This window comes from Methanospirillum hungatei, assembly GCF_020216685.1.
GTDB classification, from domain to species: domain Archaea; phylum Halobacteriota; class Methanomicrobia; order Methanomicrobiales; family Methanospirillaceae; genus Methanospirillum; species Methanospirillum hungatei_B.
On record NZ_JAIWNS010000037.1, the window covers coordinates 1 to 10,000 of the forward strand.

Genomic DNA, 10,000 nt, shown 5'->3' on the forward strand with positions numbered 1-10,000 from the left:
CACCGAAAACCGAGATAAACCGGAGATTCTATTGGTTTACAATCAACCCAAACCAATGGGATCCGGAAAACTTATGGAGAGAGCAAGAGGTTGATCTCTGGTCAGGAAACATGCGACAGGCATTTTCTGATATTGAGGAGTCAGATATTGTTTTTTGCTATGAATCAGGAGCACAATATAAACGTTTTACCGGGATAGCAACCTGCACTCGAAAGACCTATTCGGCTGAGGGCATACCTCAGGTATATATCAAAGGGCTTCGAAAAGTCGAAGGTCCTGATTGGAAGACTTTGAAATCGGATGGAATACTTGCAGAATCAGTACCCATACGGATGGGTGCCCGTGGAACACTCTTTCCAGTGAGTACTGAGGAAGGATTGCGTATCCTCTCCATGCAGGGGATTACACCCTCGGAACTGGGAATCGAAGAACAAGATGCAACCTCGAATAGTATCCCATTTCATTCGATTACGTTCCATCCATCAATTTGTTACGAAGAATTTATTGAAGGAATCATGCCATCAGTCAGCTCTGATGGGACTATAGTGTATCAGGTGAAAGAAGGAGTCTTCAAGACGATATGCAGGATGGCTTTTAATTCCCTCCTCCACTATGTAGGAATTGAGAAAACATGGAATTCTGAAAGTGACATTCCAAACCTGACTGAAGAAGAAAAAGGCCTAATTAATTCTAGTTCAGCTGAAATACCTCATTTTCTCATGATAGATGAGATTAACCGGGGTGATATATCCCGGATTTTTGGTGAACTTATCACACTCCTTGAACGGGATAAACGAGCTGCCGCCCCCAATCAATTACCGGTTACCCTTCCCTATTCACGAACTAGGTTCGCTATACCCCCAAACCTGTTCATTATCGGGACTATGAATACCGCTGATAAATCTATTGCTCTCGTTGATGTAGCGCTTCGAAGAAGATTTGGATTCATCGAGATGCTCCCGGATCACGCAGCCCTTCGTGAATATCTCACTCATGATAGTCTTGATACTCATAAGATCTTCACCCTTGCAATCGATATTCTTGAAGAGATCAATGCCAGAATATCTAAAGAATTTGACCGTGACCACCAGATCGGCCATAGTTACCTCATGCGGCTGAAGGAGTGCAATTCACGCGACGACGCAGTATCCGAACTCTGGTCCATCTGGTATGATGAAATTTTACCTCTCCTTCAGGAATACTTCTATGATGCTCCAACCAGGCTTCATGCAGTAATAGGGGATGGATTTGTTGAATATAATACACATTCACTCATCATTCATCCGGAAAAAGATGAGAACGAGTTTCTGGACGCTCTCTCGAATATCCTTAATACAGATGCAGAATGAATAATTCGGTTGCAACCGTCTTCGAATGGGAGCGATACCCGTACGTCATGAGCACAAGAAACTTGTTTAACAAGGGAGTTTTTTTCTTTACTCCCTCATTTCTTAATACCCTGGATACAATCGACAAAGACCAGAAGTACTTCATTATCACCCGTGACAAAATCAAGTTTAAACAACAGGTCGGCGTCATCCGGATAGACGGATTCACTCTTCAGGTCTTTCCAAAACTCTTTAAGGAACGATATGTTGAGCATCAGGCAGTCATTGCCAGGAATCTTGCCGTAATGCTCTCATATACCCTTGTCCCTCTTTCGCCGGTGGGAATGGCAACACTTGCAGAAGAGGATTGGGACCTGCTTGAACTATTCATTCACTTGTTTGCCGTTCATCTCCTTGCTCTTCTTTCACATACACAATCAAGAGAATATCTCACCGAGCGGGATTCTCTTCGATATGTTCAGGAAAGAATTCTCACACGGGAATACTGGAACCCAGCCCGACTTCATATAATACCTTGCCAATATCACACATTCTCCCAGGATACGCTCATTAACAGGACACTTAAGTACTGTACAACACTCATGCTCAGGCAGACTCGGAATTATGAAACTGCATCACTACTTCGGAAAATACTTCAAATAGTAGAGCCAGTTGATTACACTCCGGTCAATCTCCATGAAGTCAGATCTATTCAACTTAACAGGTTGAATCGAAAATTTGCACCATTTATAAAATTCTGTGAATTTTATCTTTCCCATACGACTATCGCTCTCCAGGCATCCAATACTGAAACCTTCTCGCTTATGGTCCCCATGGAGAAAGTGTTTGAGTCGTTCATTGTCGGGATAATTACTCATCACCCGCACATTCTTCCAAAAGGGGTACGATGCAAGACTCAGTATCCTGCCGGACATCTTGCACACGATCATAACGATAGGGGATTATTCAGATTAAAACCGGATATTGTTCTCTTTTATAATAATTCATCTGCGGTTATTGATACTAAATACAAATTACTCTCCGACGCAAAAAAATATGATAATGTCAGCCAGAATGACATATATCAGGTGTATGCATATGGTGCGAAAACAAATGCAGATTCAATTATGCTCCTCTATCCGGATGACGGGGACTCCAGATATTTAAACTGGAAAATTATCTATGATCATGACCGACAGATCCCTCTGCTTATCCGGTCTGTGACAGTATCGATGGATCTTATGAAAGACCTGAATATGTTTATTGATCAACTCGCTCATTACTTTGAAGAATTATGCCCTCAACCTCATATAACCCAGATACCAGCGAACTGACCCGTCGTATATATGGATCAATCTACGGATTAGCCATCGGTGATGCCCTGGGAGCACCCATCGAGTTCTCCCCACCCGGCTCATTCACACCAGTGACCGGTTTTCGTACCGGAGGACCATTCAACCTTCCTGCCGGCACATGGACCGATGACACATCCCTGGCCCTCTGTCTGATCGAAAGCCTGGTTGAATGCAACGGGTGTGATATCAATGATCAGATGCAGCGGTTTGTACGGTGGTATCAGGAAGGGCATTTGAGTGCAACCGGGCACTGCTTCGATATCGGGACTACGACCAGATCTGCCCTGCATCATTTTTTTGCGACCGGGGACTATCAAAGCCGTGAGATCGACGACCATTCGGCCGGGAATGGTTCACTTATGCGGATTGCCCCGGTTCCTCTCTTCTTTCATAAAGAACCACACAAAGCAATCTATTTCGCAGGAGAGAGCAGTAAGGGTACCCATAACCATCCGGCTGCAGTGGATGCATGCAGATATTTTGCCGGACTTATTGTCGGAGCATTGCAGGGAATATCAAAGGAAAAACTCCTGTCGCCACTGTATGCCCCCATTCCTGATTATTGGGATGAACGTTCGCTCGTCCCGGAAATTGCTGAGGTAGCCATGGGATCCTTCCTTACAAAGGAACCGCCGGAGATTGCAGGATCCGGGTATGTGGTCAAATCCCTTGAGGCAGCCCTCTGGGCCTTTGCAAAAGGAAGGGACTATCGTGAATCTGTCCTCCTTGCAGTGAACCTGGGTGGCGATACTGATACTACGGGGGCCATTTGTGGGCAACTCGCAGGAGCATATTATGGAATTGATGGCATACCGGATGAGTGGTGCAGAAACCTAGCAAAAGAAGAACTCATATCAGAAAAGGTAAGGGATCTCATTCATGCGATAGAGTTGGTGTAATGAGGAACGGAATTGATAGAAAAACAGTAATTCATACTTTTGCCGAATGAGGAATTGCAAATCGAAGGTTTGCAAGAAGGCCAAGAACAAAGGCATGAAACACTGCCTCCGGAAGTCGTGCAATATCATACATACTGACAAGACCAAGTGTCAGGTCCTGAAGGGTCTGCTCAAGAACAAAAGGAGCCTTTTTTTTCTAGAAAATAGGAGACAAAATCCTTTATACCGGCGCTCAGTGAACCGGCATCAAACATATGATTGACAAACTGCCGGTATGCAAGAAAAATCTCCCGGTTCGGGATGGAGAGAGCATAGGTCAGAAGATTGGGATCATATTCTGCAAAACGCGGATCCTCTGCCTTCAGATAGCCGGAATAATACAATAAACTCCAGATATTAACCGGGTTTTTACCGATATCACTGAACGTAATCGTTTCAGAGAGCGGATATCTCAGCTCCTTCCCTGAAAGTAACAACTCCATATCCCGCTTGATCTCCATTCCCCCTGCTGAAAGTTCCTCGTACACCAGAGCATTTGACGAGGTGTTCAGCCATTTCGGACCAGGGGGATTTGGAATAGCCTGGATATAACTGATCAGCGACCAGGGATTATAGATAGTGTGACCGCCGAATGAATACCCGTTATACCAGTCACGAATAATATCTGCATGATCTTCTACATGAAATGCGGTCAGGATGAGATCTATCTCATAACTGGTAAATCCGAATTTATCCGCATACGGACCGACCATAAGCGGGCTTGCCACATCAAGATTGTTTAAATCTGAAAAGATGGACTCATTTGCAATCCGGAGAATTCCCGTTACAACCGCACGATACAGGACCTGACCCCGCTCCGGTTTTAAACCAGCACCAAGCCATGAACGCATGAATCCGGCCATTTCATCATAATAACCGTTGGAGAATGCTTCAATCATGGGAGTGTCGTATTCATCGATAAGTACGATGACCGGTTTTTTGTAAAAATGGTAACAGTGGGAGATGAGTTCTTTCAGACTGTTATAAAGTTCATCATCTGGTGATTCTTCCCGACAAATACGAAGATACCGGGCCCTGCTTGCTTCAGGTAAAGATAGACTTATGGGTAAAAATTCTCTGTATAGCCTTCCAATCTCCGCTTTCGTTGCCTTGATAAAGTAAACATATGAATCCCGTTTGAGATCCTTTAAACTAATATAAATTACTGGATATTGCCCTTGATGCTGCATATATTCAGGATAATCAGCGATAGCACAGCCCTCAAAGAGATACGCCCTGCTCTCTTCAGACTTTTCAAAGAAATATCGGAGCATTGTCATATTCAGGGTTTTGCCAAACCGGCGGGGACGGGGGATAAGGGTAACTTTATTCCCATCAATTATTTCACGTATGAGAAGAGTCTTATCTATAAAATAGCCTTTTTCATCAATTAATTCTTTGAAATCATCTGTCCCGATGCGAAATTTCTGTTCCATACAGTCCTGGTATAATGATATTATCTTACTCCTCTATGAGCATATCTCTTTTTATGTAAATCAAAACGTGGATAGAAAGATATCCCGCCCGATACCCATCCTAAAAAGGGGGTACAGGATTACTGTAAATCCCGTGGGATCGTTTCGTTCCACATCTTCTCCCTGATCACCTCACCATTTTCAGATATCCTCCTGATAACCGTCAGATTGAATGACTCTTCATCTGAATCAAGCGTATATCCCCCCTGAACCTGAAGTAACCGGTCAGACAGGGTTATCTCATCGGTCACATCAGCCTGGTACTGTGCATGAGCAGGATCAGAATCCCTCACCTTCCAGATATTCTGCTGCACTGAATGGTACAGGATATCACCCACACTCCATTCCTGATCACTATTTGCCGTATAGGTCGTTTCACCGGTATCCGGATCATAGGAGACCGGGAGATCCACATCCACCCCACCAAGACTTACCAAGTCAGGGGTTTCCTCCACTTCGGCTAGCAGAGGAAGGGAACAGACATCGGTCAGGGTATTTTCAATAACGATAGGTAAGGAAACCCGGGTATCTGGTCCGGGATAGAGGGTCGTAAAACGTAGGTATGGTGTGGGCCAGACCATGGGGAACTGTGCATTGCTCACAGATACCCGGACTTTATGGCCAGGATTGAACCGCCAGGTAGTGAAGTGAATCTCACCGGAGATGATTTCCGGAGTGCCGGGGGTAAGAGGTCTCCGGTCCAGGCGGGATATCCGGTCAGCAAAGAACTCCTCTGATATCTCATATGTTTCAGGATTTGGAATCGCATTCAGGGTATCAATCATCGACTCCCAGATATCCATGTGAAACGTCCCGTCAACGGAGTGGACATCCTGGTAGAAGAGATCATCAGATGCATGGGCGATCAGGATTGCCTTTCATGCAGGTGGTTTTCTTCCGGCGATCATCAGTGCATTAAACCCGCTCCATGACATCCCGGACATCCCCCCATTTCCACTCGACCATTCCTTCCCGGCGAGGAGGTCGATTATCTCAACCCCGTCTGAGAGTTCCTGCTCTGAATATTCACGGTCAGGAACTACCCCATCGCTTCTCCCCGTCCACCGGACATCTACCATGGCGACCACATACCCCCGCTTTGCAAAATACATCCCGACATAGTAATCCTCGAGGTATGAGACATCATCCATACGACACGGATCCATCTCAAACAGGACCGGACTCATATACCGGGGAGGAGATATGAGAAATATCCGGAAGCGTCATCTCTAAAAGGTTCCTTGAGAGCATAAAGGTAATGAAACCCGACACGGCCCCTCTCCCCGAAGGGTGTGATGATGTGCCCTCCCTGTTCCAAGGGTGTGCATAATATAAGGCACAGGTACATCAGGCATTTTTTTTAAATTTAAGAGATAATAGAGTCTTAAAAAGAGTGTTTGTGTACGGTGTGCATAATTTTTTTTCACATATACACTCACAGATCCGTCATCTGCCTGTTACGTGATCTCCCAAGATTTGGCACACCGTACAAGCCCTGCGAGTAAAAGGATTTGATTATTGAAAACAACCCATGGTGAGGTTTGCAGGTGTTCCTTTTTCCGGTGAACACCTCGTGCACACATAGGCACACCTGCACACCGTCATGGATTGTTCCAGTTCCAGGCGGAGATTTACTCAATGAATATTTAGGCCCTCCCCATATATCCTTTTTTTGAAAGATATTCAAAAAGACCACACACATCAATATATCCTGAACATCCGGGCTATCTCTTCCGGATCCTGTGTCTGTGTCAGGGCCAGCATAAGTAATACCCGTGCTTTCTGTGGATTTAATGAATCTGCAGAGATAAATCTGCTCTCCTCAGTGGTGCATACACCGGTTCCGGTCCGTGAGGATACAACAACCGGTATCCCTTTGTCCACGGCTTTTAGGAGTGCTGAATGGACACTATCAGGCATTCCACCATTTCCTAGTGATGCAATGACGAAACCTTCCGTTTTATGGGCAATGAATGCATCTATTGCCGTCTGATCCATTCCGGGGTACAGATACACAATATCCACACGGGGAAGATGCGATAGTCCGCTCACGTCAAATTCTGATGCTGTGGTGTGATTCTTCAGGCTCTGGCGGTACAATCTCGGAGTTGTTCCATCCATGTACCCAAACAGGCCAAAGTCAGGTGACCTGAAGGTCCCAACCATCTCAGTGTTGGTCTTGGTCGTCTCACGTGCCCCATTGATCTGGCTATTCAGGAGGATCAGGACTCCCTTCCCCAATGCCTCCGGCGAACCGGCAAGGATAACGGCATCCAGGAGGTTGAGCGGCCCGTCAGCGGAAAGTGCGGTTGATGGCCGCATTGATCCCGTCATGACTACCGGTTTTTCACTCTTCACCACCAGGTTGAGGAAATATGCCGTCTCTTCCATCGTATCGGTTCCATGTGTAACCACAACTCCATCAATGGCAGGATCCTGGACCAACTCATTGATGCGACGGGAGAGATTCAGCCAGATCTCCGGGGTCATTTGTGAACTGTCAATATCACAGATCTGTTCCCCGGTCAGATTTGCATACAGGGGTAATTCCGGGACTGATGCTATCAGCGAATCGATATCCAGCACACCGGCAGTGTAATCGGTCAGATCGGTCTCGCTGGAACCAGTCCCGGCGATGGTTCCCCCCGTTCCCAGGATGTAAATATTCGGCAGGGTAGATCCGGTGCTGTCAGCAGAGATCGGAAGAGAAATCAGGACACAGGTGAGAAGTACGATCACCATCTTCCACAATACGTCCAATCCCTGATCCTGACGCTGATGAACGGATACCAAGACCTGTTCATGACTTCTGTGTTTCAAAGGATTGCAATACGAATGGCTCATACTCTGTCATATGGGAAGGTGTTGATTTAAAAATATCGGGGACCATCTTCATTTACATCTCCTGAAGATTTCGCATCATCCACAAATACTCCATACATAGAACCACATTCACATACATTCAAATATACCCTTCAATCAACACTATATAGAGAACATCCCCATGCCTCCCCGGAAAAATCCTGAATCCGCTGCCAGATACACCGAAGCGAAAAAGGCACCCTACATTCTGGACCTTGCAAAGGAACGTGAATTCAGAAAGAACTTCGAACTTGAGAAGGGGAAGTTTTTCAGGACCGACACCGTTGCAGAGATCCTGGACATCGAACCTGAAGTCATCAGGGATCTTATCAGGAAAGGAGAACTCTTCGCGATAAAAATTGGGAAGTCATACCGGGTAACAGAAGCGGATCTTCAGGAGTTTCTTTTTCAGAGATACACCCGGAAAAGAAGCGGAGAACAGAGAAGGGAAGAAGGGTAGGCTTATTCCCGGTCTGGCCAGAACCGCTCCCGCTCCTCCTGTTCCTTCTTTTTTCTCTTCTTTTGCTCCTCTTCCTCATTCAGATGTAACCCAAGTGACTGATGAAGCCAGTATCCGAATATATCCATTCCCATCACCAATACCCGTCCATATACCCGACCGGGGTTTTGAGTGGTCTCCCTGGCACCCTGGGTTCTGCTGGCATCTCTTCTTCCTCTTCAGGAAATGCCCGTTTCCCAAACCTGACGATGATCTGGTCATACTCCTCATAGGCATCGGCATCATCAAGGGCAGCTAGGGCATCGCAGAGATTTCTCCGTGCAATAACCTCTCCGGGCTGACACCTGACTGCCTGCCTGAAATCAGATACCGCCCCCTCGAAATCACGCAGACCAAGTCTTGACAGGCCACGGTTATTCCAGGCTCCCCATTCATGAGGCATGAGTATAACTGCCTGATTCCCATGCACAAGAGCCTCTTCATGACGTCCCCTGTTGGATAAACACCAGCAGAGTGCAGAATGGGCAACACCGGATGAAGGATCCAGTTCAAGGGCTCGGAGGAGAACCTGCTCAGCCTCATCAAACCGGTGGAGATTATCAAGAACCAGGCCCTTCTCAGCAAGAAGAGCAGGGTTGTCAGGATCGTTTTGGAGAAGCTGGTCATATACCACAATCGCCTGTTCATATCGCTCTTCGTTCTCTTCCAGATCGCCAAGCATGTGATATGCATCTGCCTGGAACCGGGAGACGACAGGAGAATCTGACTCTATATTGATGAGCGTCATACAGACAATTGCAGCAAGCCTGACCACCCCATATCGTTTCAGACTGACTGCCCGTTCGTGGAGCAGTTCTGCGTACCTCTCCGGAGTACTGCTTATCGTTTTCAGATCCTCAAGCGGACCCTGCATCCGAAGCATCTTCAGCCCTTCATCGAGCAGCTCCTGCACTTCTTTATCGTACCCATACCGGCCGGCTGCAAGAGAGAGCTGGGAAAGCCCCTCTCCATACTGTTCCAGTTCAAATAACACTCTGGCAAAGGCAGTCCGCAACGATGAATCATCAGGATCCTGGCGAATCTCCTCTGCAAGCATCCTGGCCGCCTGACGGTAGTCCCCGATATATGCCCGAAGCTCTCCTTTCTCCGCCTGGAAGAACCGGGCAGCATACTCCGAAACCGATTCACTCTGCTGATCGCTCCCTGAGAGAATCCGGGCTGCGGTATGCAGATATCTGACCTCTACCGTGTTTGGAAGGGAATTCTTACATTCAGAGAAGAGAAGAGCGGCTTCTTGTGCTTCAGTAGCCAGGAGCAATAACCGACCATACATCAAAAGGCTTTTCTTCGAAGACCCGCAGATTCGAAAGTTCTCCCGCATCGCATAGAGAGCGGTATGAAAACTCCCCTCAAGATGACATGCCAGGGCACACAGGCAATAATCCATCGGACGACCGGGATTCATCTGCATGATCCGGACAGCAGTAAGGGCTGCATCGCGATATTCACCAGACCTGATAAGGCAGCTGATAAACGCTTCAAGCAGAGTGCAGTCAGATGACAATGCATCCTTTCGTGAGCT

Annotated in this window: 10 protein-coding genes; 4 read left to right on the forward strand and 6 right to left on the reverse strand. The window is 46.8% G+C overall.

All coding sequences use genetic code 11. From position 1 onward, the window contains the following. The 3 genes from LDL35_RS02100 to LDL35_RS02110 all read left to right on the forward strand — a co-directional run. Positions 1-1,349, forward strand: a 1,349-nt coding sequence (locus LDL35_RS02100; protein WP_304019016.1) for an AAA family ATPase, incomplete at its 5' end; no start/stop codon positions are given. Further along, positions 1,346-2,662: a hypothetical protein gene (locus LDL35_RS02105; protein WP_304019018.1), complete on the forward strand. Its 1,317-nt coding sequence runs from the start codon at positions 1,346-1,348 to the stop codon at positions 2,660-2,662. The genes LDL35_RS02100 and LDL35_RS02105, both read left to right, overlap by 4 nt. Next, positions 2,623-3,582, forward strand: a complete 960-nt coding sequence (locus LDL35_RS02110; RefSeq protein WP_304019020.1) for an ADP-ribosylglycohydrolase family protein — start codon at positions 2,623-2,625, stop codon at positions 3,580-3,582. Before LDL35_RS02105 ends, LDL35_RS02110 begins: the two co-directional genes overlap by 40 nt. A gap of 170 nt (positions 3,583-3,752) precedes the next feature. Here LDL35_RS02110 and LDL35_RS02115 read toward each other — a convergent pair whose 3' ends face one another. From LDL35_RS02115 to LDL35_RS02130, 4 genes are all read right to left on the reverse strand, one after another. Beyond that, the gene (locus tag LDL35_RS02115) at positions 3,753-5,057 is read right to left on the reverse strand and encodes an AAA family ATPase (protein ID WP_304019022.1); all 1,305 of its coding nucleotides are present in this window, start codon (positions 5,055-5,057) and stop codon (positions 3,753-3,755) included. 119 nt (positions 5,058-5,176) lie between these two features. Next, positions 5,177-5,899, reverse strand: coding sequence for a hypothetical protein (locus LDL35_RS02120; protein ID WP_304019024.1), 723 nt, complete (start codon positions 5,897-5,899; stop codon positions 5,177-5,179). A 75-nt stretch (positions 5,900-5,974) separates the two neighbouring features. Further along, positions 5,975-6,283 carry a CocE/NonD family hydrolase gene (locus LDL35_RS02125; protein ID WP_304019026.1) on the reverse strand — a complete coding sequence of 103 codons (309 nt, stop codon included), beginning with the start codon at positions 6,281-6,283 and terminating at the stop codon, positions 5,975-5,977. Positions 6,284-6,797: 514 nt separating this feature from the next. Beyond that, complete coding sequence (locus tag LDL35_RS02130) at positions 6,798-7,940, reverse strand: asparaginase (protein WP_304019029.1); 1,143 nt, start codon at positions 7,938-7,940, stop codon at positions 6,798-6,800. A gap of 160 nt (positions 7,941-8,100) precedes the next feature. On the opposite strand from LDL35_RS02130, the gene LDL35_RS02135 reads away from it, so the two are divergent. Then, positions 8,101-8,418, forward strand: a complete 318-nt coding sequence (locus LDL35_RS02135) for a helix-turn-helix domain-containing protein (RefSeq protein ID WP_304019030.1) — start codon at positions 8,101-8,103, stop codon at positions 8,416-8,418. 2 nt (positions 8,419-8,420) lie between these two features. On the opposite strand, the gene LDL35_RS02140 is transcribed toward LDL35_RS02135, so the two are convergent. Both LDL35_RS02140 and LDL35_RS02145 read right to left on the reverse strand, forming a co-directional pair. Further along, on the reverse strand, positions 8,421-8,546 hold the full coding sequence (locus LDL35_RS02140) for a hypothetical protein (RefSeq protein WP_304019032.1): 126 nt from the start codon (positions 8,544-8,546) through the stop codon (positions 8,421-8,423). A gap of 5 nt (positions 8,547-8,551) precedes the next feature. Then, positions 8,552-10,000 (reverse strand): tetratricopeptide repeat protein (locus LDL35_RS02145; protein ID WP_304019034.1); only part of this gene is annotated, 1,449 nt, incomplete at its 5' end.

Coding starts and splice junctions, on each gene's coding strand:
- LDL35_RS02115 (WP_304019022.1), bottom strand. CDS start 5,057: ATGGAACAGAAATTTCGCATCGGGACAGATGATTTCAAAGAATTAATT.
- LDL35_RS02120 (WP_304019024.1), bottom strand. CDS start 5,899: ATGGATATCTGGGAGTCGATGATTGATACCCTGAATGCGATTCCAAAT.
- LDL35_RS02105 (WP_304019018.1), top strand. CDS start 1,346: ATGAATAATTCGGTTGCAACCGTCTTCGAATGGGAGCGATACCCGTAC.
- LDL35_RS02135 (WP_304019030.1), top strand. CDS start 8,101: ATGCCTCCCCGGAAAAATCCTGAATCCGCTGCCAGATACACCGAAGCG.
- LDL35_RS02110 (WP_304019020.1), top strand. CDS start 2,623: ATGCCCTCAACCTCATATAACCCAGATACCAGCGAACTGACCCGTCGT.
- LDL35_RS02140 (WP_304019032.1), bottom strand. CDS start 8,546: ATGGATATATTCGGATACTGGCTTCATCAGTCACTTGGGTTACATCTG.
- LDL35_RS02130 (WP_304019029.1), bottom strand. CDS start 7,940: ATGAGCCATTCGTATTGCAATCCTTTGAAACACAGAAGTCATGAACAG.
- LDL35_RS02125 (WP_304019026.1), bottom strand. CDS start 6,283: ATGAGTCCGGTCCTGTTTGAGATGGATCCGTGTCGTATGGATGATGTC.